22 protein-coding genes and 1 pseudogene are annotated in these 26,342 nt (G+C 41.9%); 15 read left to right on the plus strand and 8 right to left on the minus strand.

Annotated elements, in window-relative coordinates:
* Positions 1–127: 127 nt before the first annotated feature.
* The 3 genes and pseudogenes from CYLST_RS01370 to CYLST_RS01375 form a co-directional block, all read right to left on the minus strand.
* Positions 128–832: a Uma2 family endonuclease gene (locus CYLST_RS01370; RefSeq protein ID WP_015205912.1), complete on the minus strand. Its 705-nt coding sequence runs from the start codon at positions 830–832 to the stop codon at positions 128–130.
* A gap of 96 nt (positions 833–928) precedes the next feature.
* Positions 929–1,295 (minus strand): annotated as a pseudogene (locus CYLST_RS32975) (molybdopterin-dependent oxidoreductase); the annotation flags it as partial.
* 81 nt (positions 1,296–1,376) lie between these two features.
* Positions 1,377–2,114, minus strand: coding sequence for a Coq4 family protein (locus tag CYLST_RS01375; RefSeq protein WP_015205913.1), 738 nt, complete (start codon positions 2,112–2,114; stop codon positions 1,377–1,379).
* A 406-nt stretch (positions 2,115–2,520) separates the two neighbouring features.
* Between CYLST_RS01375 and CYLST_RS01380 the strand changes: the two genes are divergently transcribed.
* The 5 genes from CYLST_RS01380 (at position 2,521) to CYLST_RS01395 (ending at position 6,381) form a co-directional block, all read left to right on the plus strand.
* Positions 2,521–3,603 carry a class I fructose-bisphosphate aldolase gene (locus CYLST_RS01380; RefSeq protein WP_015205914.1) on the plus strand — a complete coding sequence of 361 codons (1,083 nt, stop codon included), beginning with the start codon at positions 2,521–2,523 and terminating at the stop codon, positions 3,601–3,603.
* Positions 3,604–3,926: 323 nt separating this feature from the next.
* A complete protein-coding gene (locus CYLST_RS01385) occupies positions 3,927–4,406 on the plus strand; it encodes a hypothetical protein (protein WP_015205915.1) in 480 nt (159 codons plus the stop codon).
* Positions 4,407–4,516: 110 nt separating this feature from the next.
* Positions 4,517–4,693 (plus strand): CAP domain-containing protein, encoded by a 177-nt coding sequence (locus tag CYLST_RS35675; RefSeq protein ID WP_245587455.1) that lies wholly within the window; start codon positions 4,517–4,519, stop codon positions 4,691–4,693.
* A gap of 30 nt (positions 4,694–4,723) precedes the next feature.
* The gene (locus CYLST_RS01390) at positions 4,724–5,890 is read left to right on the plus strand and encodes a pyridoxal phosphate-dependent aminotransferase (protein ID WP_015205916.1); all 1,167 of its coding nucleotides are present in this window, start codon (positions 4,724–4,726) and stop codon (positions 5,888–5,890) included.
* Positions 5,891–6,072: 182 nt separating this feature from the next.
* Entirely contained in the window at positions 6,073–6,381 is a 309-nt protein-coding gene (locus CYLST_RS01395) for a Dabb family protein (RefSeq protein WP_015205917.1), read from the plus strand.
* Between the two features lie 24 nt (positions 6,382–6,405).
* Here the strand turns inward: CYLST_RS01395 and CYLST_RS01400 are convergent, their stop codons facing one another.
* Positions 6,406–7,593 (minus strand): TPR domain-containing glycosyltransferase, encoded by a 1,188-nt coding sequence (locus CYLST_RS01400; RefSeq protein ID WP_015205918.1) that lies wholly within the window; start codon positions 7,591–7,593, stop codon positions 6,406–6,408.
* A gap of 773 nt (positions 7,594–8,366) precedes the next feature.
* Entirely contained in the window at positions 8,367–9,857 is a 1,491-nt protein-coding gene (locus CYLST_RS01410) for a tetratricopeptide repeat protein (RefSeq protein WP_015205920.1), read from the minus strand.
* Between the two features lie 356 nt (positions 9,858–10,213).
* On the opposite strand from CYLST_RS01410, the gene CYLST_RS01415 reads away from it, so the two are divergent.
* From CYLST_RS01415 to CYLST_RS01430, 4 genes are all read left to right on the plus strand, one after another.
* The gene (locus CYLST_RS01415) at positions 10,214–10,975 is read left to right on the plus strand and encodes a Uma2 family endonuclease (RefSeq protein WP_015205921.1); all 762 of its coding nucleotides are present in this window, start codon (positions 10,214–10,216) and stop codon (positions 10,973–10,975) included.
* Between the two features lie 93 nt (positions 10,976–11,068).
* Positions 11,069–12,034, plus strand: a complete 966-nt coding sequence (locus CYLST_RS01420) for a protochlorophyllide reductase (RefSeq protein ID WP_015205922.1) — start codon at positions 11,069–11,071, stop codon at positions 12,032–12,034.
* A 345-nt stretch (positions 12,035–12,379) separates the two neighbouring features.
* Positions 12,380–13,639, plus strand: a complete 1,260-nt coding sequence (locus tag CYLST_RS01425; protein WP_015205923.1) for a proton extrusion protein PcxA — start codon at positions 12,380–12,382, stop codon at positions 13,637–13,639.
* Between the two features lie 42 nt (positions 13,640–13,681).
* Positions 13,682–14,998, plus strand: a complete 1,317-nt coding sequence (locus CYLST_RS01430; protein ID WP_015205924.1) for a hypothetical protein — start codon at positions 13,682–13,684, stop codon at positions 14,996–14,998.
* A gap of 702 nt (positions 14,999–15,700) precedes the next feature.
* Here the strand turns inward: CYLST_RS01430 and CYLST_RS01440 are convergent.
* The 3 genes from CYLST_RS01440 to CYLST_RS01450 form a co-directional block, all read right to left on the minus strand.
* Positions 15,701–16,420 (minus strand): cyclase family protein, encoded by a 720-nt coding sequence (locus CYLST_RS01440; protein ID WP_015205925.1) that lies wholly within the window; start codon positions 16,418–16,420, stop codon positions 15,701–15,703.
* 53 nt (positions 16,421–16,473) lie between these two features.
* Entirely contained in the window at positions 16,474–16,968 is a 495-nt protein-coding gene (gene msrB, locus CYLST_RS01445) for a peptide-methionine (R)-S-oxide reductase MsrB (protein WP_015205926.1), read from the minus strand.
* 131 nt (positions 16,969–17,099) lie between these two features.
* Positions 17,100–17,969: a hypothetical protein gene (locus CYLST_RS01450; RefSeq protein WP_015205927.1), complete on the minus strand. Its 870-nt coding sequence runs from the start codon at positions 17,967–17,969 to the stop codon at positions 17,100–17,102.
* A 446-nt stretch (positions 17,970–18,415) separates the two neighbouring features.
* Here CYLST_RS01450 and CYLST_RS01455 point away from each other — a divergent pair, with 446 nt between their 5' ends.
* From CYLST_RS01455 to CYLST_RS01480, 6 genes are all read left to right on the plus strand, one after another.
* Positions 18,416–19,165 carry a dienelactone hydrolase family protein gene (locus CYLST_RS01455; RefSeq protein WP_015205928.1) on the plus strand — a complete coding sequence of 250 codons (750 nt, stop codon included), beginning with the start codon at positions 18,416–18,418 and terminating at the stop codon, positions 19,163–19,165.
* A 102-nt stretch (positions 19,166–19,267) separates the two neighbouring features.
* Positions 19,268–20,317 carry a sulfonate ABC transporter substrate-binding protein gene (locus CYLST_RS01460; protein WP_015205929.1) on the plus strand — a complete coding sequence of 350 codons (1,050 nt, stop codon included), beginning with the start codon at positions 19,268–19,270 and terminating at the stop codon, positions 20,315–20,317.
* 258 nt (positions 20,318–20,575) lie between these two features.
* The gene (locus CYLST_RS01465) at positions 20,576–21,664 is read left to right on the plus strand and encodes a sulfonate ABC transporter substrate-binding protein (protein WP_015205930.1); all 1,089 of its coding nucleotides are present in this window, start codon (positions 20,576–20,578) and stop codon (positions 21,662–21,664) included.
* 513 nt (positions 21,665–22,177) lie between these two features.
* On the plus strand, positions 22,178–23,368 hold the full coding sequence (locus tag CYLST_RS01470) for a LeuA family protein (protein ID WP_015205931.1): 1,191 nt from the start codon (positions 22,178–22,180) through the stop codon (positions 23,366–23,368).
* Between the two features lie 96 nt (positions 23,369–23,464).
* The gene (locus CYLST_RS01475; protein WP_015205932.1) at positions 23,465–24,493 is read left to right on the plus strand and encodes a sterol desaturase family protein; all 1,029 of its coding nucleotides are present in this window, start codon (positions 23,465–23,467) and stop codon (positions 24,491–24,493) included.
* A 126-nt stretch (positions 24,494–24,619) separates the two neighbouring features.
* Positions 24,620–26,110: an MFS transporter gene (locus tag CYLST_RS01480; RefSeq protein ID WP_051056087.1), complete on the plus strand. Its 1,491-nt coding sequence runs from the start codon at positions 24,620–24,622 to the stop codon at positions 26,108–26,110.
* The last annotated feature ends 232 nt before the right edge of the window (positions 26,111–26,342 follow it).

A 26,342-nucleotide genomic window follows, 5' to 3' on the forward strand; every position in this document is an offset into this window, starting at 1 on the left:
CTTCCATGAGTTTCAGCGCAAGTATATACAGCAGATTGCAACTTGGTGAGGTACAGATTATCGTAGTAGACAACATTGTTGTGCCCCTACCTGCGTACCTCATTTACCTGAAAATGCTGTATATATTCTATATTGTATCTGGGTCAATTCCCTTCTGTTGTAACCTCGTTAAAAGTTCCTGTAGCTGTTGTTGACTTTGCTCTAGCTGTTGCTGTTGCTTAACTGCTAATTCTTCTGGTGTAGAATATCTGTCACCACTTTCATCATACCAAAACAACCATTCTCGCGTGATTCCTTGATAAGTTCCGCCTTCTCTGCCAATGCCTAAACCAACTTCTGGCATCCAGACTTCATCCCCAGGTTGTAAAATATATTTGCCTTCAACTAAGCGATAAACTTCTAAACGTTGACGTCTGCGACGTAGCCGTGTTGGCGCATAAATGACATAATACAAAATGCCTAACTGGGCATAATCTAGTTTCTTTTGTTCGTATTCACCGTTATAAGTTTGAGAAACAATTTCTAATGCTAAAACTGGCGGAATTCCTTCTTCTTCCCAAAGGACATAGCTGGAACGTCCATGTTCCCCAACAAATCTTTCTACACCCAAACTCAAAAAACCATCGGGAACAATGGCAGGTTTACTGGGTGTAAAATAAATTCCCATGTTAATACCAAAAAACCAGTCATCACGGGTTTGCCAGATGGTGGCTAAGATGGCTAATAATAAATTGGGAATTAAGATTTGTAGTTCGTTATCCACGGGAGTATCATCAGAATCTGGTAATTCTGCCGATGAAGGTAGGCACTCTAAAGGATTGTATTTGAACATCTTTCTGTTCTCAACCCCCAAAATCTCAGTTTAAAGTCGTTTGTCTATAATTTAACTCTAGCTCAGGTTGCCGGTAAGTCTTTCCAGACGGACTACGGCATTATCTATATTATTACTGCCCATTGCACGGCTTTTTGAGTGGCGTAGTGAGTTTCGTTGACGGTGCCGCGACTGGTAATATAGAAACTGAGGCGATTTGGTGTTGTGGCACTTAGCGATCGCTAATCAATTGTAAAGCTTCATCCCAGCTAACACGGCGAAAACCCTTTTCCCCACGCTGGCGCATCATTGGATAAGGAAGCCTTCCCAAGTCGCGCAATTCGGCACTCTTTTGCTGTTGCAACTGGGAGACATCTGCTAGTCAATCAGGGTTAAAAGCTGGCATAGTATTCATCCGCAATAACCTTAGCCGGACATTGCAGAGATGGATACCGTCTAGCGTCAAATCTTTCATCCCAGTAGATTTTCATCAGGAATAACTCATCATGCTTGAAAGATGAGTTATTCTCAAATCCCCGTTGATAATTATCCAATTGGATATAAATTAAGAGATGGCTTCCTGCAATATAGGATTACTGTACCAACTAAAATTTCCTGCCAAAATCGGTTTAATATTTAATTCCTCTCGCCATTCATCTAAAGGTCGTTCAAATCCTTCCTCCCACTTGATGGGAAATAAAAGTTTTGCTTCCCTTCCCATCTGAATTCCTGCTGAAATTAAATCAAACGAAAACTTGAGTTTTTCTAATCCTTGGTCGTTCTTTCCAGCATTGAGAAAACTCATTAGTAATGCAATTAAGTCAAGAAATAAAAATACTGGCAGACCTATTTGAGCAACTGTAACAGAAATGACTCCTAACTCTCCTTGAGAATCAAGGGCAAAACCTGTCAAAATGTGATGTAAGTCATGGGTTTTACGCCAACGATTCAACACATAATCTACATCCGAATCCATAGGGCGCAGACGATAAAATTTGGGGTCGTAGCCTAAGGCATTTACTACTTTAGCATAAGTCCAACCTAATGATTTTTTTGGCATTTTTAACATCGTTTCTAAATCATAATCAGATCCCATATACTTCTCGGCAATCATTTGCACAGAAGTTGGATCTTCTGCCAGTTTTTTCATCGTAATTTGCATTTGCGGACTATCTCGAAATCGGTCATCTAAATCAAAAACATTATTGGTATCTACACCAGACCCCGCAGCTAAATCGACAAATTCTAGAAACTTTTGAATATTCTCTGTGGTTGCAAGTTGATTGATGTATCTGTAACCCATAAAATTACTCCATTTTTGATGTTAGTCAAATTCCACAGGATTGATAAATTCACAAAAAAACCTTAAACTCACATCTTGCAGCAGGCGACCGGAAGTCGGGCTAAGTGCAAGATGTAAGTAAACCGGATATTACTGGTTATAACTAATAAAAATATGGCACTAAAAAGAATATCTCATCTACCCATCAACAGTTTTTAGTCAGATGTAGACTAATTTTGCATTACTCATTCTTTTGATTTATAGCTTTTGGTAGATGCCATCAGACTATAAAGTATCTACTTTAGGATACTCAAGAATAATTTGCCAGAATATACATTACTTAATCCAAGTATTAGCCAGTTGCAAATAATCAGAATGTTATCTTAGTGAAAGCAAGGTCATTGTCCCAACCTGTGAGGAAAATACTATGACTGCAACACTCTTAGAAGCCAATTACATCGAATCATTGCTAGGGAAAGAAGCCGAAGACCTGCTCACCTACAAAGCAAAAGTTTCACAGGATTTGCTACATCTACCAGGGGCGGATTTTATAGACCGAGTTTGGTTAAATAGCGATCGCCATCCTCAAGTATTGCGAAATCTCCAGCAGCTTTACTCTGCTGGTCGTCTGGCAAATACTGGCTACCTCTCCATCTTACCAGTAGACCAAGGAATTGAACATTCAGCCGGAGCATCTTTTGCACCAAATCCGATTTACTTTGACCCAGAAAATATTATCAAGCTGGCAATAGAAGGCAGTTGCAATGCTGTAGCTACAACCCTGGGCGTATTGGGCAGTGTTTCCCGCAAGTATGCCCACAAAATCCCTTTTATTGCCAAACTCAATCACAACGAACTGCTAACGTATCCTAACCAATATGACCAGATAATGTTTGCTGATGTGGAACAAGCTTGGAATTTGGGTGCGGTGGCGGTAGGTGCGACTATTTATTTTGGTTCAGAACAGTCTACCAGGCAAATTCAATTCGTTAGCCAAGCCTTTAAGCAAGCCCATGAATTCGGATTAGTCACAGTACTCTGGTGTTATCTGCGAAATAGCGCTTTTAAACAAGATCAAGATTATCACGTCGCCGCTGACCTTACCGGACAGGCTAATCATTTGGGTGTAACCATCGAAGCAGACATAATTAAACAAAAGTTACCCGAATGCAACAACGGTTATGGTGCAGTAGCCAAAGCCACAGGTAAAAGTTACGGCAAAACTGATGAGCGGGTTTATACAGAATTAACCACCGATCACCCAATTGATTTAACTCGTTACCAAGTACTCAATTGCTATTGTGGACGTGCAGGACTAATTAATTCTGGAGGCGCAACTGGTAAAAATGATTTTGCCGAAGCTGTTCGCACTGCTGTAATTAACAAACGGGCTGGCGGTACAGGATTAATTTCTGGGCGGAAGACATTCCAGCGTCCCTTTGAAGAAGGAGTGAAGCTGTTTCACGCTATTCAAGATGTTTATTTGTCACCTCTAATCACGATAGCCTGACCTCACATCTAAATCCTTTCTGAAAAGCATATAGCGTTTCCTAGTCCAATGAGGTACAAATTTATCTGCGTTCATCTGCGTCCATTCTCTTCCATCTGCGGTTAATTCTTGCTTGTTGTACCTCACTTGAATGGGAATTGCTATATACAGGAGGCTAATTTAACAATCTCCTGATTAGAAATCAGGAGATTCTTCGTGCTAAGACGCATAAAAACCACCTTACTTTTTATATACAAGTAACCAGCCTAGGGGAAGAAGTAAGCTCTGCGGGAAATTTTGTAACATTCAAGCATTCGTAAAAGAGCACCGAGGAAATTTTCCCAATGTTGGAAATCAAGAGAGTATTTAGTCAATTGCGCCGCAAATTTGCCATAGTCGTACTGGCTAGTGTAATCTGGCTAATTAGCTTACCTGCGCCTTTAGTTCAAGCGGCTGGTTATTATTCGGCAGAAAGCCACCAAGTAGAAATAAATCGCCCTTACTATACGACTAAAGAACGCAAAACAGAACGAACTGAGGCGAATAGACCTTACTACACCACTAAAGAACGGACGAAGGCAAAATTAAATACACCAGCAACAGGCGAGGATTATATCGAAAGTGGCAAGCGAGCGGGTGAAGTGATTCCTAAAGATTTGGGAACTGGAAGTCGGCAAAAAAATCCCATAAATATGTTGAAACGAGCCGGTGAAGAATTAGGTAATAACCCGCTGAAGCGATCTTTTGGCGCCAAGGACTATGAACGTAGTGAGATTGAAAAAGAGTTAGCCCAAAACAAAGCCGCTAGAGGCGATTTGGATTAAGTAATTTAATATTCGCTATTTTGGCATCGGCGTTGCTGAATTTAAGGGATGATCTGCTATCTATATAGTTAGCATTTCTGGTATATTTCATCCTAATTCGGCAACGCTATTTGTATAGTAATGGGCATCGCGCCAATCTCCTCACCGCCAAGATCAGCAAATTTGGTTATGGAATTGTTACTAGGGCAGATGGTCAGATTTATGCTGTGCAGATGTTTAGCAATGAGCTACCGTCTGGGGAATTCTGCCAAATGCAAATCTCGACCGGGATTGTGGGATATCCTTAAATGAGATAGAGATTCGCCGAATAAAGTAGAATGAAGCTGGCAGCAAGAGTAAGTCAGGTAACACCCTCCATAACCTTAGCGATCGCAGCTAAAGCTAAGGCTCTAAAGGCAGAGGGCATAGATGTTTGTAGTTTCAGCGCTGGAGAACCAGATTTTGATACCCCAGCGCATATCAAAGCCGCAGCAGCAAAAGCTTTGGATGAAGGCAAAACCAAGTATGGTGCAGCAGCTGGAGAACCAAAGTTAAGGGAAGCGATCGCCCACAAGCTCAAAACTGATAACGGTCTTGATTACAAGTCAGAAAATGTGATCGTCACTAATGGTGGTAAGCATTCGCTGTACAACTTGATAGTGGCGCTAATTGATCCGGGTGATGAAGTAATTATCCCTGCTCCCTATTGGCTAAGTTATCCGGAAATGGTGACTTTAGTCGGTGGGGTGTCAGTTATTGTCCAGACAGATGCTTCAACGGGTTATAAAATTACACCCGAACAACTGCGTAAAGCCATCACACCCAAAACGAAGCTATTTGTCCTCAACTCCCCATCTAATCCCACAGGGATGGTTTACACGCCAGAGGAAATCAAAGCACTGGCTCAAGTAGTAGTTGATGCAGATATCTTCGTTGTTTCTGACGAGATTTACGAAAAAATTCTCTACGACGGTGCAGAACACATCAGCATTGGTTCCCTAGGGAAGGAAATTTTTAACCGCACCTTGATCAGCAATGGGTTTGCTAAAGCTTACTCGATGACGGGGTGGCGTATTGGCTATTTAGCAGGGCCAGTGGAAATTATCAAAGCTGCAAGTTCCATCCAAGGGCATAGTACCTCTAACGTGTGTACCTTTGCCCAATATGGTGCGATCGCGGCGCTACAAAGTAATCAAGACTGTGTGGAAGAAATGCGTCAAGCTTTCGCTAAACGGCGACAAGTGATGTTAGACAGACTCAACGCCATTCCTGGACTGAGTACTGTAAAACCTGACGGCGCTTTTTACCTGTTCCCAGATATCAGCAAAACCGGGCTTAAATCCCTGGAATTTTGTGACGCCTTGTTGGAAGAACACCAAGTTGCAGTAATTCCGGGAGTTGCTTTCGGTGCTGATCACAATATTCGCCTTTCCTACGCCACCGATATGACAACTATTGAAAAGGGCTTGGATAGGTTAGATAAATTTGTGCGATCGCGCATTTAGTCTCAAATCAGTTATCAGAATATTTGCCACAATTCATCATCTTGGTCTCTTCTACATTAGCTCAAAATTAATTTCAGGCTGAAGTTTCCCACTTCCAGCCTGAATTATCCAGTTTTAATCCTGGACTTCAAAGACTTGCTTATGGCATATTAGTTAAAAATAGCTATTTAATAGCCAAAATAATGCCACAAGTGCAACACATCGTTCTACTAAACTTCAAAGAAGAAGTTACAACTGAGAAAATTATTTATTTGTTCGGACTACTGGCAGAACTTCAGCAATTAATTCCAGGTATCACCTACTTTTCTGGTGGACAAAATTCTAGTCCCGAAGGACTAAACCAAGGCTACACTCACGGATTTGTCATGACTTTTTCTAGTGTTGAGGCTAGAGATGCCTATTTACCCCACTCCGAACACGAAAGAGTTAAGTCTGAAATCTTGAAATGCATCGAAAGTGTCCTCGCCTTTGATATTGACTCGAATTCCTGAGTTCGAGTGTTAGGGCTGGGTAATTCACATCAAACCCATCTCTCGCAATCCCTGGCGTAGTCGTTCCGCCTCTTGGGGGTTGTGCTGTTTGTGAATAGCGATCGCATTTCCAAAGGCTGTTAAACTAGCTTTAACATTGCCCACCTTTAACTGCACTACCCCTAAATTTTGATAAGCCTCGGCATAGTTGGGATTTAAGCGGATAGCTTTTTGGTAAGATGCGATCGCATCTGTAAATAAACCCAAAGCCTTAAATATCATTCCTAAGTTATAATGTCCGGCGATAAAATTAGGGTCAATCTTCAAAGCTGTTTCATAAGCGGCTTTTGCACCGTTAAAATCTCCAGATGTTTTAAATAAATTGCCCAGATTGTTGTATGCGCCCAGTTTCAGCATCGGATAAATCGGCAACTTAATGGCAGCTTGATACTGAGAAATTGCCTCTGGGGACTTTTGCAGATGACTGTAAGCAATGCCCAAATGGTAGTGCAATTCATACAAAATTTCATAGTTCTCTTCAGTAGCAGCGATTCCGCGCATCAGTAAATCCATACCTTGGGCGATTTTCCCAGTTTCTACATACAATGCCCCTAACTTACTGCACACATAGGGGTCATGAGGATGGGTTGCGAGGAACTCTTCCATTGTGGCTTGAGCTTTAGCAAATTTGTTGAATTGTGCGATCGCCCTTTTTTGATATCCTGAATGGAGAATTGCCACCCCTGGTAAATAGCCTACCTCCCAATGAGGTTCTTGCCTTAAAATTACCGCCACACTGTCATCCACCGAAGCATGATAAGGACGTTCAAAGCGAATATCTGGGTGATGGCGAAATAGCCGAGAAACCATAGAATAAGGTGATTGTTCCGCCCCAACTTCTTGACGAACCAGATTAATCAGCAGATATTCGTCCCTACTGACTGCTTCTTGCAGCGCCGGCACAATTTCCGGTTTCAGCGTTTCATCGGCATCCAAGACCAAAATCCAGTCACCTGTGACGTATTTTAGGGCTTCATTTCGGGCAGCACTGAAGTCATTACACCATTGAAAGTGATAAACCCTTGCCCCGTAGGCTTTTGCGACTTCTGGAGTGCGATCGCTTGAACCTGTATCTAGAACCACAATTTCATCTACAATATCCTTAACACTGCTCAAGCATTTAGGCAGTGCAGCTTCTTCATTTTTCACAATCATGCACAGACTTAGACTCATATAGCAGTTAAATAGTGATTACAATTAATTAATAAGAAAACATAAATATAATTGTAGGCTGCATCAAAGGCATTTGTCTAAATAATTCATCAGGAATCAGATAATTTAGTCCGCGCAGGCGGACTTTGTTTGTGTAGCCGCGACTTCCAGTCGCCAGGGCTAATACTTTATCAAATATACTTTATATCAATAAATATCAAAATTGTGTCACGATGAACATTAAATTAGCAAAAATTACTACCAGGGAATAGGGTGAATCTCATGTTTGGTAGGAATATAGACAGACACTACCAAATTATCAAACAGATAGGACAAGGGGGTTTTGGCACAACCTTTTTAGCCAAAGACACCAAACGACCTAGAAATCATCATTGTGTCGTCAAACAGTTAACACCAGCAAGTAAAGACCCAGCCACCCTAAGAGGATGTTTGAAAAGTTTTTGGTGATGTATTAAGCACTAGCAGATCCCCCTAAATCCCCCTTAAAAAGGGGGACTTTAAGAAGTTTTACCCCCCTTTTTAAGGGGGGCAAGGGGGGATCTAGATCAATTTTGATACTTTTCAAACAACCTCTAAGCAAACTCAAGTAATTTTTTGACCAAGAAGCAGAAAATTGTCGGTTGGGTAGAACGAGTTGAAACCCAACAAAGTCTTGGAAAAGTTAGATTTACATCCCCAAGCCAACCTACCAGCATCTTCGCTAGATTCAAAAGTTAACCAAACCGTATTGGCTGTAGTCCAATTTTTTATAAAATCCAAAAACAATGATTAAATTATTGGTAATTAATTAAGCTTAACTGCTGCTGAAGCTGCTTAAGAAGTTGCAGCGCTTTTTGATACGATTCTTTATTTCCTTGTTGCTGAAAGAGGTCTACAGCTTGCTGAGTGTCAGCTATTGCCCCCTGCTTATCTCCCAATGCAAGACTGGCAATTCCCCGGTTGAGGTAGGCATCGGCAAAGTTGGGATTAATATTGATAGCTTGGTTGTAATCAGTGATTGCCCCCTGCATATCTCCCAATTTATAACGGGCATTTCCCCGGTTGAAGTAGGCATCGGCAAAGTTGGGATTAATATTGATCGCTTGGTTGTAATCAGTGATTGCCCCCTGCATATCTCCCAATTTATAACGGGCATTTCCCCGGTTGAAGTAGGCATCGGCATAGTTGGGATTAATATTGATAGCTTGGTTGTAATCAGTGATTGCCCCCTGCATATCTCCCAATTTAGCACGGACAAATCCCCGGTTTTTGTAGGCATTAGCATAGTTGGGATTAATATTGATAGCTTGGTTGAAATCGGTGATTGCCCCCTGCATATCTCCCAATTTAGCACGGGCATTTGCCCGGTTGTTGTAGGGTAGGGGATCGTTGGGATTAGTTTTGATAGCTTGGTTGAAATCGGTGATTGCCGTCTGCATATCTCCCAATTCAGCACGGGCATTTCCCCGGTTGCCGTAGGCTTCGGTATAGTTAGGATTAATTTTAATAGCTTGGTTTAAATCGGTAATTGCCCCCTGCATATCTCCCAATTTACCACGTAAAGTTCCCCGGTTGTAGTAGGCTTTAGCAAAGTTAGGATTAATTTTAATAGCTTGGTTTAAATCGGTGATTGCCCCCTGCATATCTCCCAATTCAGCACGTAAAGTTCCCCGGTTGGTGTAGGCTTCGGCATAGTTGGGATTAATATTGATAGCTTGGTTGAAATCGGTGATTGCCCCCTGCATATCTCCCAATTTAGCACGGGCATTTCCCCGGTTGTAGTAGGCTACGGCAAAGTTAGGATTAATTTTGATAGCTTGGTCGTAATCGGTGATTGCCCCCGGCATATCTCCCAATTCAGCACGGGCATTTCCCCGGTTGTAGTAGGCATCGGCAAAGTTAGGATTAATATTGATAGCTTGGTCGTAATCGGTGATTGCCCCCGGCATATCTCCCAATTCAGCACGGGCATTTCCCCGGTTGTAGTATGCTTGGGCATCATTGGGATTAGTTTTGATAGCTTGGTCGTAATCAGTTATTTGAGCCTGCTTATTTCCTAATTTATCACGGGCATTTCCCCGATTTAATAAAGTATCGGTTAATGTATTGCCTTCTCTCTTAACTATCACTCCAGAACCTGGTTCTTTACTGTCGATTAATACGGTGATTCTCTCACCAATTACATCTACTTGATTATTACTAGATATTGCCCTTGCTGCTTGCGGCTGTATCAGGGCAATTGATATGCCTATCACTGCTGCTGGAAGTGTGTATTTATTGTTCATTAATTTATTCTCCTAATATCTCAATAAGCTTGGTGTGAAGGCTAAAAGCCAGTATTTACCTAGTGGAGTGGCAAGACTAAATTTGTGCATTATAATTTTCTTGCGTCTCGCCTGTTATGGGTGTTCTGGTCCGTCGTTAGCGTAGCGGCACGCAGTGCGACGCCCACCCCACAAGAGGTTTTTATGCATCATTTTAGTTTTGCCACACCAGTAGGTTGGGTAGAGCAAAGCGCCAACCGACAATTATCATTAACACCAAGCGTATTCGGGTAGAACAGAGGCTGGAAACAAGACACATAAAAGATGTGCCAGTTAGATTTGCTTATAATTATTATAAGTGCTTAGAGCAACTCATCATGTTAAATTTAAACCTACCAAGGTACTTACCCTCAGCCGAAGAACTACCCGACTCTGACGAAACACCTGTGGATAATGAACTACAAGAATTAATACCAGGTTTACTCAAAGCCATCTTGCTCCTACTTTGGGCAGACAAAATGGACTGGTTTTTTGCGGTAGACATGGGAATTTATTATCACCCTGATAAACCGCCAATTGTCCCCGATGGGTTCCTGAGTTTAGGGGTAGAAAGATTTTATGATGAAGAACTGCGCCCTAGTTATGTTTTATGGGATGAAAACGTTCTCCCAATTTTCGTATTAGAGGTAGTTTCCCCAAATTATCGTAAAGAATACAGCACAAAGTTAGAAGAATATGCAGCTTTAGGTATTCTTTATTATGTGATTTATTCTTCTCGTCGTCGTCGCAAACCACACCTAGAAGTGCATAAATTAGTTAATGGCAAGTACGAGTTACAGCCAGGAAACCCAGTTTGGCTACCAGAAATAGGCTTAGGAATTGGTTGTGAACGGGGAAACTATTGCGGTGTCACAAGGGAATGGATGTATTGGTATGACGAAGCCGGCAAACGTTACCCAACACCACAAGAACAAATTACCACAGCACAACAGCAAGTACAATTTGCAGAACAAAGAGCTAAGTTTGCAGAACAAAGAGCGCAACAAGAAGCTGAACGCGCCCAACAAGAAGCCGAACGCGCCCAACAATTGGCAGAAAAATTGCGGGAATTAGGGGTAGATCCTGATAATCTTGGGTAAAGGAAAGTCCATCATTGTAGAGACGTTTCCTAAAACATCTCTACATTAGACATCTCCAATTATCTCAACGACAGTTAACGAAGTCTGAACAGAATGGAACAACATCGGAAGTCAACAGTCGTGATTACGGGTGCCTCATCGGGGGTTGGCTTGCAAGCTGCGAAAGCACTTTCCCAAATGGGGCAATGGCATGTGGTGATGGCCTGTCGGGATTTATCGAAAACCGAAAATGCTGCCCAATCTGTGGGAATGCCCCAGGACAGCTACACAATAATGCACCTCGACTTAGCCTCCTTAGAGAGTGTTCGACAGTTTGTTAAGGACTTCAGGGCAAGCGGTAGATCCCTAGATGCTTTGGTGTGCAACGCCGCAATCTATATGCCTTTAATCAAGGAGCCGTTGCGAAGCGTAGACGGATATGAATTGAGCGTTGCCACAAATCACCTCGGTCATTTTCTTTTGTGTAACCTCTTCCTTGAAGACCTGAAGAACTCATCATCCTCAGAGCCGAGGTTAGTCATTTTAGGAACTGTAACCCACAACCCGAAAGAGTTGGGAGGAAAGATTCCACCCCGTCCAGACTTAGGAAATCTGGATGGTTTTGCAGCAGGGTTTAAAGGGCCCCACGTGATGATTGACGGTAAGAAGTTTGAGCCTGTCAAAGCTTACAAAGACAGCAAAGTCTGCAACGTGCTGACCATGAGAGAATTGCATCGGCGCTATCACGAGTCGCACGGAATCACCTTTAGTTCACTCTATCCTGGGTGCGTTGCCACAACAGCCCTATTCCGAAACCACTATCCCCTATTTCAGAAACTCTTCCCACTTTTTCAGAAGTACATCACTGGGGGTTTCGTCACCGAGGAAGAATCTGGTAAGCGAGTTGCAGAAGTAGTCTCAGATCCAGCATACAGCCAATCTGGTGCTTATTGGAGCTGGGGAAATAGACAGAAGAAACAAGGCAAGTCTTTTCTTCAAGAAGTCTCTGCCGAAGCAAGCGATGATGACAAAGCTGAACGCATGTGGGAACTGAGCGCAAAATTGGTTGGACTAGCATGACGGGATTGTCAGTAGTTGACTAACTTTTCCTCAAGGAAGCGATGAGCCTGCATGAACTGATACTAAGTCCATAAATGTAGCAAACCGCAAACAAGGCGATTTTTAAACCCTTGTTCGCGGTTTTTTGGCATTTGTTGTCATTTCACCTGATTTTGGGCTTAACCGAAAGCTAGCTAATTGAAACTAATTTGTGAGGATAGGCGTCTGTTAAGGTATTCTTTAGACCCGTATTTATTTTAAAAAGTAGTGGATAATATCTAAGAATATTCCCAGATGGATTTTACCAATTATTGATGTTTAGTAAATTACCAGATTACCTAGATATATAGAGCAAAAATATCTGCTATGAAAGCACCTCTTTTCGCAAAGATTACAGATTACTGGCACAAATTTCAGCAATGGTGTTTAGATACACCAGAAAGAGCGCTCCTAGAAGCTTACCAAGCGGCTCAAATTATTAAAAATATTGAAATAGAACAATTTAACAACCAAAAAATTTCTCCTGAATCAGGAATTTATGATGAGACTGTCATGTCTTATTGGCAGGTATATCTAGATAAAAATTTGGCTATTATCAATCTCAGATTAGGGGAATTTAATTTGAGTCGTAGCTTGATCAATAGCTCAGACCCCATCATTTTAAAAAAACTCCAGTTTATTGATGAAGTAATAGCTAAGTATGCCCCAGAAGATGAACAAATTAGTAACAGTCCTTTAGAGCCAATTTCTCAACAACTAAAACTTACACCTCAGGTACTCAAACAACAGTCAAATTCATCTAATGATGTTAATAAAATGCCAGCTTTATCTCAAAAAGATGGAGTGTTGCCTAGATCTATTGGTAGAACAATAAATAGAATTAAACGAGATTTTTCACCGCAGGCAGAAGAACGATTTGTGAGGAATTACCGAATTACTACAAATCGCACAAGAAGTGCAATCAGATTTTTATTAATTCTCATGATTGTACCGCTACTAACTCAGCATTTTTCTAAGCAATTCTTAGTAACCCCCATAGTAGAAAGGGTCAGAGGTGAAAACAAAACTCGAATTTTCCTTAATTCAGAAATGGAAACAGAAGCTCTTAGCGAATTAAAGATTTTTGAAAAGAAATTGAAATTTGAAAGTCTACTTCATCAAACACCAGAATTTTCACCAGTAGCGATAGAAGAAAAAGTTCACCACAAAGCTATTGAGATAGCAGAAAGTTTTCAGAGTAAAAGTAGTGGTGCTATCAGCAATGTTTTTGCTGATTTTATATCACTTATTACATTTGGCATGATCATCGCTTTGAACAAGAAAGAAATTGTGATCGTGAAATCTTTTCTCGATGAAATTGTTTATGGACTCAGCGATAGTGCCAAGGCTTTTATTATTATTTTGTTAACAGATGTATTTGTAGGATTCCACTCACCACATGGTTGGGAGATTCTTCTTGAAGGTTTAGCAGAACATTTGGGTCTACCAGCGAGTAGAAGTGCGATATTTACCTTTATCGCTACATTTCCTGTGATTTTAAACACAATATTCAAATACTGGATATTCCGCTATCTTAGCCGCTTATCTCCTTCAGCATTAGCTACATTAAAAGAGATGGACGAGTGATATAAATTAGTAGAGTTCAGATATTGAGCAAGTGCAATTATTATGAGTATCCTATTCAGCCAAAAACTCCGCAACTCCTTAGGTATTTCTACTTTAGTACTCGTTGGTTTAGCCAGTAGCTATCTATATAACCAGTCAAAAAATGAACACGTAAACCCACAAGCTCAAGCTACACAGAATCTATCCGGTACTCAGCAGGAGATTTTTACCCCACAGCAAACACAGACTGTTAGTCTTCTTACCTCAGTTTTTCCAAATCCTGTTATTCCTCAACAAACGCAAGATAAACCTTTATCTGAAAAATATTCGGCATCTACATCTGCACCTTATCAAGTAATCGATGAGTGGAAAAAATATAAATTTAGCATTAATGGCAGTCAGATTTTAACTCCAACAAAACTGCCAACCACTAAGGTTAATTTTAATCAAGCAGATTTTTTAAGCGTTCTCTCTAATACCAGAAAATATTTTCAAGACTACGCTACGGCAGATCCAGATATTTTGCGTACAGGAATTTTGGGCAGTCAAGGAGTAACTGTAAAAGATATCCTCAACACCTTAGATTTCATGATTTCTGTCTTAAGGGAGGACATTGCTAATAATCGAGCAAGTCGTTTACAAAACTCTGATTTTATTAATACTCATTTCCGAGTTATCAAATGGTCTGCTAACAACCCAAAAAGCCGGAGTCAGAAGCAACTGCGAATTACAAAATATGCTGTTTTTACTCATCCAGGTTCTCGCACTAAAACCTCTAAATATAACATACCACTTTATAGTTTAAAGGAAAATTTTGCTGCTGACAAGTTTTACAACAAATACACAAAGCAAGATGTTTTATCAGGTATCTACGAACCAGGGGGTAAGGAATTTGGTAAGGTTGAACCTCTTGCTTATCTGACTCGTGATGGTTTAGAAGAAGCACTAATGGAAGGAACCGTACTGATTAATTTCACCGATGGCTCTAAAGCATTTTTTAATGTAGATAGAAATAATGGAATGTCTTACATTCGGGGATTAAAAGCTACAGCACAAAAGCGTTATTGGTATTTTAGAAAGGTTGATGCTATCAAAGGCTATGGATATAAGATAGATGCAAAAATTTCTATCAAACCTGGGGTGACTTTTGCTGGAGATGTCTTAAATATTGGTTTAGGTAAAGTGATTGTGATTGAGCATAATCAAGGGGGACGCAAACACCTGCGAATGGGAATTGTTGCCGATACAGGTGGGGCTTTTTTACCCAATCTTTATCAACTCGATTTTTTGGCAGGTATTTTTCAGAATAAGAAAGATTTTGGGAAGCACATTAGCCAACTGCCTGAATATGCTACGGCATATATTTTAGTGAAAAAGTGAACAGGATGCTATTTTTGGGTATCGACATCATTTAGCGACAAAGTGATACTAATTTATCATCATTAATAAATTATTGTCATACCATTTCTCTATAAAGTTGCATAAGTTAGATCCCCCCAACCCCCCTTCAAAAGGGGGGCTTTTTTGCTATTTTCTCTGTGAAGTTGCATAAGTTAGATCCCCCCAACCCCCCTTCAAAAGGGGGGCTTTTTTGCTATTTTCTCTGTGAAGTTGCATAAGTTAGATCCCAATACGGTTCGGTTAACTTTTGAATCTATCGAAGATCCCCCTAAGAGGATGTTTGTAAAGTATCAAGTCGTATCGAGATCCCCCCTAGCCCCCCTTAAAAATGGGGGAATTGGAGTCAAAGTCCCCCAAGGATTGGGGAGCCAGCGCGGGGAAAGGGGGTCTCCACGCCACATGCTTCTCCCAAGGGGAGACGCTGCGCGAACAAGTCGGCGGAGCCGCCCAATGCAGTGGCTCCCCATGAGCGACTGGCGTGGATTTAGGAGGATCTCAATATTTTTGATACATCACCAAGGACTTTTAAAACATCCTCTAACCCCCCTTCAAAAGCAGGGCTTTTTTGCTATTTTCTCTATGAAGTTGCATAAATAATATCCAGATAACCCCTTAAAATGGACGGAAGCCGTAACACTGAGTACATTATCTTCTAATTATTTGCGCTTACTTACTAATCACTCAAAATAACGCCATCACAGCTGCGGGAGAACCAGAACCACCCCGTAACCGGAGAATTCCAATCACTAAAGTAGTGCCTTGAGGTGGTAGTTGTTCTAAATTGGTGAGATTCTCTAACACAATCCGCGGCTGTGATAGTACCAGGCGGTTAGTTGCAAACGTGGTGTCTTCCCCTGAGTCTACACCATGAGTATCAATTCCTATCCCGGCGATTTGCCTTTCTTTCAGCAGGAAGATGGTAGCATCACTGCCAAACCCTGGAAAATGCATAATTCCTTCGGCATCTTGGTTAAAGAATGCATTTTGATCAAGCCACTTATCTTGCCAGCCAGTATGAAGTAGCACCAAACTATTACTGCGAATCTCGCCGAATTGTTCCTCCCAAGCGAGAATATCTGCAATGGTGAGAACATAATCTGGATTGACTGCCACAGATGGGCGGATATCTATGACCGCTGCTGGTACAACTAGCGACTGAGCAGGATATTGGTCAATTCCTATACCGCTACTGTAAAAACTGTTAGGGGCATTGATATGAGTGGCGCTATGTTCCCCCAAGGAGAAACGCCGTAGGTAATAACCATCTTTTGGCAGCTCGGCGACGGTGGCAAATTCTACTGGGGGGTCTCCTGCCCATTGGGGAATATCTGCGTCAATTATATGACTCAGGTGGAGCACACGGGTGTAGTTGATACTTTTTTGAGTTTGAGGTTTAGTCATCAGCTCTATATTCCAGAGTTATAGAGACGTTGTCTGCAACGTCTCTAAATTCATCAGGCAGGAATAAACTTCAGTGCCACACCGTTCATACAATAGCGCTTACCAGTAGGTGCAGGCCCGTCGTTAAATACGTGACCTAAATGCCCGCCACAGCGACTGCAATGCACTTCAGTTCTAGTCATAAATAACGTACGATCTACTGTAGTCGCGATCGCACCCTCAATGGGGTTAAAAAAGCTGGGCCAGCCAGTACCACTGTTAAACTTCGTTTCTGAAGTAAATAATGGTAGTTCACACCCTGCACACAGATAAGTGCCTTGAGTGTATTGTTTATCGAGTGGGCTGGTATGAGCGCGTTCAGTTCCATGTTTCCGCAATACATAAAACTGTTCCGGCGTCAAAGTTTTGTTCCACTCTTCTTCCGGTTTAGTAATTTCAAACTCAGTCTTGGAAGTTGCCATAGTTTCTGAACTCCGATTGATATAGCGTAAGAAAAAGGCTGTGCCTACTAATGCTGCACTAATCTGCAAAAAATAGCGTTTGTCCATATATCTATGGTAAACTACACGCCATACCACTGAACCTAGCGGCTATAGTGACGGTTTTTAGTAGCTCTAAAGACCTAGAACGACTCCAATTTTGCCGAAGGATTGACTATTCTGCAATGAACAAAACGAGCTTAGAGATAGGCACGCTTCCACGTTTTGACAAGACCTTGAGCAATCGGTTCAATAACTTCACTGTCTGTCCAGTACCCATTATGTGAGAGAGGAGTAAAGTTAATCAGAGCGTTACCAGCATTGACTTCTATGTCAGCTTTAACAACAGCCTTGTACTTGTCATTTATATTCTTGACGGGATATCCGAGAATATCATCCCTGTCATAGAAGTTGAGCCACTCACCTTTGATCTTTGGGTAATGTTTTGAGAGTTCTACTGAAGGCACCGCGATTGGAGTGCCAAAGTCGCTATACCGCAGTCTCCAGAGAGCGATTTGGCTACCGAGAGTGTAGAACAGCGATAACGTTTCTCCCTTCTGTAATGGAGTGTTACCTATTTCTATGTTGGCTGTCTCATTTTGGAGATCCCAGATATAGTTACTTGCTATCACTGACCCAAGGCTATGACCGATAACGCACAAAGGATATTTTTCTCCACCGTCTTCAGCTAACTCTGTCAGGGTTTCAGCAAACTTTTGATGTACTGCGTCGTAGATATTTCTCTTGGTAGGAGTAATCTGGTAGCCAATGCTATCTGCTAGAGAATGAAATACGAACTCACGGAGTCCAAAAAAGTTGTTGAGACTGTCAAGTGACAATCTTTTACCTAGTTCATCCTGAATATCCTGAAGGACTGGTGCCCAGTACACTGGTTTAATTTTAAGTTTTGAATCTGCATCCTCCAGTTTTTCACCCATTAGAGCTGAAAACCGAGACTTTAGCTGCTGGGCAATACCGCTAACAAATTTGTCCGGATTTTTTTCGTTTGCAAACTCCGGATTAGCTGTCCCAAGTCCGTGGATAATGGCTATTGCAATTTTCTGAGACATATCTTGACTCCATTTTCTAATTAACCAAAGATGTCGAATAAACAATTCAAAACTGTTTCTGACGGTGATTTCAACCCCGATTGAAATACTTTTCTACGTGTAGACGTACCTGGCGTTCCCGTAGGGTAGGGGTATTAGACCCTAACTTCCTGATCAGGATTTTGGGCTACAAAAATCAGTAGCTTTCAAATGGTACAGCCTTCCATAGCTTGTCAAGTCTGCCAAATCCTACCTACATTTGCTGAAAGTAAGAATTTTGACTCTTTAGCTTTATCGGCCCAGCTTTTCGACTGTTAAGTGGCGGCAAATGTCAAGGACTTGCCTTTGCTGATCGTTTGTGAAATACTACTCTATAAACTACGGTAAATCGGTAAAGATTTAGTAGTATTAGGAAAAACACAGCATAAAATATCCTAGCCACAATTTTTTGCGGCTTAATCGCTAAGATGACAAACACAGGAATTCGCACGACTCAGGTTAAAGTCCCCAATGGAGACTTGCAAATTGATGCTTACTTGGCTGAACCCGATCATGAGGGAACCTTTCCCGCAGTGATTGTGATTCAAGAAATCTTTGGGGTGAACAAACATATTCGAGAAGTGGCCCAGAGGCTGGCAGATGAGGGATATGTAGCGATCGCACCGACTCTGTTTCAACGCACTGCTCCTGGTTTCGAGGGTGGATACAACTCTGAAGATGTTCAATTGGGGAGAAAGTATAAGGAGCAAACCACAGCCGAGGAAATATTAAGCGACGTTCAAGCCGCGATCGCCTATTTGCGAACCCTACCCAATGTCAAAGGGGAAGCGATCGGCTCTATAGGTTTCTGTTTTGGTGGTCATGTTGTTTACCTAGCCGCCACCTTACCGGATATCAAAGCCACAGCTTCTTTCTACGGCGGTGGGATTCCTAACTCTACACCAGGCGGTGGCGAACCTACCATCAACCGCACACCAGAAATCAAAGCGCCAATTTACACTTTCTTTGGCAATGAAGATAAGGGAATTCCCTTAGAAGATACCGAGCAGGTGGAAGCGGCCTTAAAAGAACATCTGATTCCCCATGCTGTCTTTCGCTATGCCGGCGCAGATCATGGCTTTTTCTGCAACCATCGTGCTAGCTACAATCTCGAAGCTGCTACCGATGCTTGGAAAAATGTCCTCGAACTATTCCAAAAAAACCTGCAATTTTCATGAATTAGTAATTGGTAATCACTTCTGCACAAATACCAATTAGCAACCAATATGTTGCTCTATTAATTCGGCAAACATTAATCAAAAATCAATAAATATCACTCCATGACTAGCTCATTACATCTACCCAAAATCAACATTTTTCAGCGTTTTTCCCGACTGGTATTACCTGGATTATTGACTTTTTCAACTACCTTAATTAGTTGCTCAGTTGAAACCCCGAAAGCAGAGACCAAAACTACTACTGGTTTTAAAACTAAAGTTATCCACATGGGATATCAGAGTTCTGGTGACATTGTTAGAATTAAAGGGGTAATTGAAAAACGTCTGCAACCTTTAGGTGTTTCTGTTGAATGGGCACAATTTGCCGCTGGTCCACAACTGATGGAAGCGATGAATGTAGGTAAAGTTGACGTTGGTTCGGTTGGGGAAACCCCCCCCATATTTGCCCAAGCGGCTGGCACTTCATTGGTATATATCGCTAGCAACAAACCCGCCAGTGGCAAAGGGAGTGGAATTATAGTTCAAGATAATTCACCGATTCGGACTTTAGCTGACCTAAAGGGCAAAAAAATAGTTTTTCAAAAGGGTTCTGCTTCCCATTACTTTTTAATAAAAGCCTTAGAAGAGGGTGGTTTGAAATATAGTGACGTTCAAGCCTTGAGTCTACCTCCCTCGGAAGCCCGTGATGCCTTTATTCAGGGAAAAATTGATGCCTGGGTAACTTGGGACCCCTATTTAGCTGTAGCACAAAAAAAAGCCAAAGCTAGGCTTTTAAGAGATGCCAGCGGCATTTCTACTCAAGGAGGATATTACATGGCTTCGCGAAATTTTGCCACAGAAAACCCGAAATTAGTGCGGCTAGTTTTGGAGGAGATAAATAATCTCGGACAATGGGCTGAGAATAACACATCTGAAGTTGTCAAACTTACTGCCCCTCAACTCAAACTAGATGAGGATATTTTAACAACAATGGTTAAAAGACGGAGGTATGGCTTAAGACCAATTACTCCAGAAATTATGGCGAATCAGCAGCGAATTGCAGATTTGTTCGCCCAAGAAAAAATAATCCCTAAACCCCTGAAGATTCAGGAAGCAATGCTGACTACTGAACAATATGCAGCTATCACACCAGAAACCATTAGTCAGAAATAGCATTATGGAAATTTTTCGGTATTTACCTGAGTAACAAGGCCGAACTCTGCGCGAGAATCTTGAACTACCCGCCCGGTAAACCAGTTCAGCACAACTGTGGACTCTCGTGAACTAGTATCCTTGGGTGCCACGGCATAATTTCCCCGAAAAAGTGATATTTTTAGCAGTTTAAACTACGGTAATTTGACCAAATTACCGTATATTTATGTTTATTTGCAGAAGATTGAAATATTTATTACCCCAAAAAGCAGAGTAATTATGTTGACTAAGTTCTCTCTATCCCGACTCTTAGGCACGGCTAGAACCTCCGGGCGAAACGCCCTCGCCATCTGCCAAAAATTCCCACAGCAAACAATCCGCAGCTTTGCCTTACTGTTTGCCGTTGGGCTAGGTTTAACTTTGGCTATCTCTGCTTGTTCTGCCAACACTAGCGACAACCAGGGGACAACGCCGGCAGGCAGCCGAAATGCCGCAGTCAGTAGTACTTTAGTTCGCATTGGCTACCAGAAAGCTTCAACCATCCTCTATGCGCTGAAAGTAAAAGGGGAGTTAGAAAAATTGACAGCCTCTGGTGTTTCCGTAACTTGGTCTGAATTTCCCGCTGGACCCCCAATGTTAGAGGCATTAAACGCTGGCAGCATTGACTTTGGCTACACTGGGGAAGCACCGCCTATATTTGCCCAAGCAGCAGGTATCCCTCTAGTCTATGTTGCCTATGATCCTTGGAGTACGAAAGCTGAAGCCATCCTTGTTCCCAAGGATTCACCGATTAAAAGTGTGGCTGAACTCAAGGGTAAAAAAGTCGCTTTTGTCAAAGGTTCTAACGTTAACTACCTATTGGTGAAAGCACTGTCCAAGGCTGGGATAGAATACAGCGAGATCCAGCCAGTAACGCTCTCACCCGCTGATGCCCGTGCTGTCTTTGAGGGCAAGAAAGTCGATGCTTGGGCAATTTGGGACCCTTATTTAGCAGCAGCAGAAGCAGCAACTGGCGCACGCATTTTAACAGATGCGACGGGATTAGCTGCCAATCGTGGCTATTATTTGGCTGCTAAGTCTTTTGTTGACAAGCATCCTGATGCTTTGAACATAGTTCTAGATCAGGTTAAGAAAGTCAGTGGCTGGGCAAAAAATAATCCGGCTGAAGTTGCTAAGTTACTCTCCCCTGCTTTGGGTATAGATGCTTCTGTGTTGGAGTTAGCGGAAAAACGGCATGAGTATGATGTACTCCCACTGACTGAGGAAGTAATTAGTAAACAGCAAGAGGTGGCCGATACTTTCTACAAAATTAACTTGATACCAAAACAAATCAAAGTCAAGGAAATTGTTTGGCAGGGCAAACAGTAAAGGTATTAATTGAAAACTTTGCCTATTTTAAGCGATCGCAATGCGGGTGCTTTGCGCCATCGCATCCAGAAATCAGGGGCTAAGAATTGCAGTATCGTGTCGCCACATCCACGGCTACGGGAAAAGGCGCTTACCACTCTCTGCTATCTCCAGTGCAGATATGTCTACCTGCCTTGTCTCTCATGGCTGATACGATCTTGATCGAGATGTTAATATCTACGCCCAACGAGCAATTAAAAAAAATTCAGGAGCGATCGCCTAGAATGGGGTTGATAAAGTATGCATTTAGCCCTCACTTTTTCAAGCATTATTGTAATATATATGACTTTATTCTACAGTAATTACATAGCGCAAATTCTGATTTAACTCGGCTACAAATCTCACAAATTGACTTTTAGGGTAGTTTTAAGGCATGACAAATTTACAAAAACCTGTATTTTGATATCCAAGATTCACGTATAATTAACCACAGATAACCTTTAGTGATAATCTGTACCTAAATCTATAGCAGATATGATTCAAATTCTCGATTCTACCTTGAGAGAGGGCGAACAAACCCCAGGAGTTTATTTTTCTCCTGAAACAAAATTGGCAATTGCTCAGTTATTAGATCAAATAGGAGTTGATATTATTGAAGCTGGTAATCCCGCCGTAGATAGTGAAATTGCTTTAGCTGTAACCCAAATTGCTAACGCCGGACTCAAGGCAAAGATAGGTGCTCATTCACTTTGCCGAATAGACGATGTCAGAAAAGCACTGGACTGTGGTGTAAACTTTTTAGGTGTCTTTTTTAGTGTTTCCCAGAAACGATTGCAACAGGACTACGACATAGGTTTAGAAAAAGCTATAGAGAAAATTGTAGAAGTTATAACTTATGCCAGAAAAGAAAAGGATAACTTATTAATTCGCTATACGCCGGAAGATACAGTTCGTTCACCGATAGAAAATGTGATTGCAGCAGCGAGCGCAGCAGTACAGGCAGGAGCTAATATTATTAGCATAGCTGATACGACTGGATACACAACACCATTTCATCAGCACCGCAGTATTTATTATTATGTGAAAACCCTGAAGGAGGAACTAGCAAAACGGAACTTATATCCACAAATAGAAGTTCATTGTCACAATGATAGAGGTTTAGCTTTAGCGAATGCACTAGAGGCTTACAGGGCAGGCTCTGACATTATTGATGTAACTGTGATGGGACTAGGAGAACGATCTGGCATTGTCGATTTAGCAGAATTACTCATAAATTTAACGGATATGGTTGAGGAAAAAACCTATTGGGAACTGGGGTGTTTAAAAGACTTATACGATTTGGTGAGCGAGCATTCCCACATACCTATTCCTCCTCATCACCCATTGGTAGGCAAAAATGCCTTTACCCACTATGCAGGTGTTCATGTTAAAGCGGTGGCTAAAGATGAAGAACTTTATCAAAGTTTAAGTCCAGAAATTCTAGGGAGAAAAAGTAGCTTTGCCTTAGGGATGCAATCGGGGTTGACTGCTGTTGAACTCGCCCTAAAGCAGATTGGTAGAAATGAACTGGCTGAAGACAAAGATTTAGTGGCTAAGATTCTCAAAGAAATTAAAGAGATTGCCAAACGAGGAACCGCAATCGATATCGAGAAGGAATTGCCAGAAATTGTCGAGCGCTGTAATATTACCCTACCAATTACTAATGGGTGTAAGGTTTCTGTTTGAGAATACACACTTTAAGCTATTCTATAGTTTGAGTGACACCAAATTAATTTGGCTGATCCAGCATATTCTCCGCGTCTATCTTCACAGGAAAATCCTATGGAAATAATGACATCAATATTAAGGAACTGTTTGTACCCACTAAAACAGCTAGTGGTGCCGGATTCTCAGATTTACTGGCTTTACCTACTTTCCTCATTACTAATAACACTGCTGCTCTATCTACTGCACCTTGCGAAGACAGAAGAGAAGAAGAGCTTTCTGGAATACTGCTTTCCCAAAGAAGTTTATCTTCATCGTTCAGCAATTCTGGATTTACAGAACTATTTGCCTATGGCGTTGATCAAAAGCTTTGTCATAGTTCCCATTGCCACAGTTATATCTGCAACAGCTATTGCTAATGTAGTCAGCAACTTTTTAAGCTACCTAACTGGCGTAACTAGCCTTTTTCCAGTCACAGAACCACAGTTTTGGCATCATGTCGCTTTTAGTATTTTTCTGATCCTGGCTATTGACTTTGGCTATTTCTACAATCATTACCTCAGACATCAAAGTCCTCTAATCTGGGAATTCCATAAAATCCATCACACTGCTGAAGTGCTAACCCCGCTGACTTTATACCGCCATCATCCTATCGATTATGTTTTCCAAACAGTGGCGGTTTCTATCTGCTCTGGTGTAGCCATAGGATTGTGGACTTATCTGTTCGGCAGCCAGATGCAGGTTCTATATCTCAATGGTATCCCCTTTCTGCTGTTCGTCTTTCACCTCACTGGTAATTTCCGCCATTCTCATATCTGGCTAGCATTTCCTTATTGGATTAGCCATATTTTCATTAGTCCAGCTCAACACTATATTCATCACGCTAACGAGTCTAAGTATTACGACAAAAATTACGGAAAGATCTTCGCAATCTGGGACTGGATGTTTGGTACATTGTACGTTCCGAAGAGCTATGAGGATCTCGATTTAGGTTTGCCTGGTGATGAAGGAAAGCCATTTGATAGTGTAGTAAACTTCTATTTGCAACCATTTAAGGCAGTATTCAAAAATACCAAAAACCAAAAACCACTCTACGTCTCAGTTTTGGATGGGGACACCACATCACCCAACCAGATACAAGATTAAAACAAAGCGTTGCTGCTAAAGGGCATAATTTTGGATGTTAAAGCTTTGCCTTCACATCCAAAATTATCCCGTTCTTAAGTAATGCTATTAGGTAGGCTAGATGAGATATTTATTGAGATATTTATAATGTCAACAACCCAGGAAGAGCAATCTAATAAACTAAAGCAAGAAACAAAATCGGTGGAAAAATGGGGGGCAACACTGGGCATTAGCATTGGTGTATTCATTTTTGCCTTGGATGTCTACATAGTCAACCTGGGACTGCCAATCATGGTTGAATCACTCCACACCAGTTTTGCGACGATTCAATGGGTAGTTTTAAGTTATCTGTTAGCGATCGCTATTTTTGTGCTGAGTGCGGCAAAATTAGGCGATATGTGGAGCAAAAAGCAATTGTACATTATTGGCATGATCGTGTTCACAATCAGCTCACTGTTGTGTGGACTTGCCCCAAATGTCGGCTTTTTGATCGCCTTTCGGGCACTCCAAGGACTAGGTGCTGCCTTTTTGTCGGGACTGGGAACGGCAATGATTGTGGAAGTGTTTCCACCAGAAGAGCGCGGACTTGGGCTAGGCATCAGGGCGGGGGTTTTCGGGCTAGGAATCACCTTAGGGCCAACTGTAGGAGGGCTGCTGATTAGTTTGGGAGGCTGGCCTTTAATCTTCTTCGTAAACGTGCCGATTGGGATTGTTGGCAGTTTAATTGTGGCCCGTCTTGTACCGCCTTCTGTTGTGACTGGCAGTAAACAAGGCTTTGATGTCATCGGTACCCTGATCCTTACCATCACCTTAACCTGCTTTACACTCGCTATCACCTTATTACAAAACGGTAGCTCTTCTCATACAGTGCTGGCTTTGTTTGTTATCTCTGCCATCAGTTTAGCCTGCTTTTTATTGGTAGAATCCCGTCTCTTAGAGCCAATGCTTGACTTGACGATTTTTCGTTCCCTAGAGTTCAGCCTTGGCTTAACGCTGCGGTTTCTGGGGAATTTCGTGATGGCAGGTGTCATCTTCATGCTACCTTTCTTCTTGGAATTGGTTAAGCACTATCCCACTAAGCAAGTAGGTTTGTTGCTGGCAGTACCGCCGGTTCTGATTGTGCTGACTGCACCCATCGCTGGTATTCTGGCTGACCGCTTCGGAGCGCTTGCCATTAGCTTAATCGGGCTAATATTAATGGCAGTTGGTTGCTTGCTCCTCAGCACCTTTGATACTGAATTAACTATCCGCAACTATATTCTGGCGATTATTCCCTATGGGCTGGGAGTGGGAATGTTCCAATCGCCCAACAATAGCGCCATTATGGGAGCCTCGCCAAAAGGGCAGTTAGGTCTGGCTTCGGGATTGTTGTCATTGTCGCGAATATTGGGGCAAACAGCAGGTGTCCCCCTGGTAGGTGCGCTGTTTTCCTTTGTGGCGATCGCAAGTGCTAAACTTGCACCAAATATCGATGTCACCAATGCACCTATTGAGGCAATAGTTCTCGGTACCCAGACTACCTTTCGCATCGTCGCCGCTCTCTTGATAGCTTCGATTATACTTACAGGTCTTTTGTGGTTGCTAGAGCACAAAAAAGCCAAAGCCTCCCAGGTGATGGAAAATCTACCAGACTATTAAGAAAGTCGAGCTAAAGGACAAGTTCAGGAAGTGGAAAAAGGCAACATTGCGGCTACTGTCAACTTTGTTGCCCAAATTAGTTTTCTTTATTGCGTAATAAGTTACAATTCATACAATCCTTTTATACCCAACCAGTTTTTGTTATAAAATCTGTCTTTTCAAGTGCTTTTATCTGTGCAAGGAGCAATCATACTCATCTTGCTTAAATTGCTTCAACCCTTAGTTTTGCTAT

The organism is Cylindrospermum stagnale PCC 7417 (assembly GCF_000317535.1).
GTDB lineage: Bacteria > Cyanobacteriota > Cyanobacteriia > Cyanobacteriales > Nostocaceae > Cylindrospermum > Cylindrospermum stagnale.

Excerpts from the sequence above, each read along its gene's own strand:
- CYLST_RS01480 (WP_051056087.1), top strand. The coding sequence starts at position 24,620 with ATGTCAACAACCCAGGAAGAGCAATCTAATAAACTAAAGCAAGAAACA.
- CYLST_RS01390 (WP_015205916.1), top strand. The coding sequence starts at position 4,724 with ATGAAGCTGGCAGCAAGAGTAAGTCAGGTAACACCCTCCATAACCTTA.
- CYLST_RS01465 (WP_015205930.1), top strand. The coding sequence starts at position 20,576 with ATGTTGACTAAGTTCTCTCTATCCCGACTCTTAGGCACGGCTAGAACC.
- CYLST_RS01385 (WP_015205915.1), top strand. The coding sequence starts at position 3,927 with ATGTTGGAAATCAAGAGAGTATTTAGTCAATTGCGCCGCAAATTTGCC.
- CYLST_RS01400 (WP_015205918.1), bottom strand. The coding sequence starts at position 7,593 with ATGAGTCTAAGTCTGTGCATGATTGTGAAAAATGAAGAAGCTGCACTG.
- CYLST_RS01375 (WP_015205913.1), bottom strand. The coding sequence starts at position 2,114 with ATGGGTTACAGATACATCAATCAACTTGCAACCACAGAGAATATTCAA.
- CYLST_RS01440 (WP_015205925.1), bottom strand. The coding sequence starts at position 16,420 with ATGACTAAACCTCAAACTCAAAAAAGTATCAACTACACCCGTGTGCTC.
- CYLST_RS01470 (WP_015205931.1), top strand. The coding sequence starts at position 22,178 with ATGATTCAAATTCTCGATTCTACCTTGAGAGAGGGCGAACAAACCCCA.
- CYLST_RS01415 (WP_015205921.1), top strand. The coding sequence starts at position 10,214 with ATGTTAAATTTAAACCTACCAAGGTACTTACCCTCAGCCGAAGAACTA.
- CYLST_RS01410 (WP_015205920.1), bottom strand. The coding sequence starts at position 9,857 with ATGAACAATAAATACACACTTCCAGCAGCAGTGATAGGCATATCAATT.
- CYLST_RS01380 (WP_015205914.1), top strand. The coding sequence starts at position 2,521 with ATGACTGCAACACTCTTAGAAGCCAATTACATCGAATCATTGCTAGGG.
- CYLST_RS01450 (WP_015205927.1), bottom strand. The coding sequence starts at position 17,969 with ATGTCTCAGAAAATTGCAATAGCCATTATCCACGGACTTGGGACAGCT.
- CYLST_RS01420 (WP_015205922.1), top strand. The coding sequence starts at position 11,069 with ATGGAACAACATCGGAAGTCAACAGTCGTGATTACGGGTGCCTCATCG.
- CYLST_RS01475 (WP_015205932.1), top strand. The coding sequence starts at position 23,465 with ATGGAAATAATGACATCAATATTAAGGAACTGTTTGTACCCACTAAAA.
- CYLST_RS01395 (WP_015205917.1), top strand. The coding sequence starts at position 6,073 with ATGCCACAAGTGCAACACATCGTTCTACTAAACTTCAAAGAAGAAGTT.
- CYLST_RS01460 (WP_015205929.1), top strand. The coding sequence starts at position 19,268 with ATGACTAGCTCATTACATCTACCCAAAATCAACATTTTTCAGCGTTTT.
- CYLST_RS01370 (WP_015205912.1), bottom strand. The coding sequence starts at position 832 with ATGTTCAAATACAATCCTTTAGAGTGCCTACCTTCATCGGCAGAATTA.
- CYLST_RS01425 (WP_015205923.1), top strand. The coding sequence starts at position 12,380 with ATGAAAGCACCTCTTTTCGCAAAGATTACAGATTACTGGCACAAATTT.
- CYLST_RS01430 (WP_015205924.1), top strand. The coding sequence starts at position 13,682 with ATGAGTATCCTATTCAGCCAAAAACTCCGCAACTCCTTAGGTATTTCT.
- msrB (WP_015205926.1), bottom strand. The coding sequence starts at position 16,968 with ATGGACAAACGCTATTTTTTGCAGATTAGTGCAGCATTAGTAGGCACA.
- CYLST_RS01455 (WP_015205928.1), top strand. The coding sequence starts at position 18,416 with ATGACAAACACAGGAATTCGCACGACTCAGGTTAAAGTCCCCAATGGA.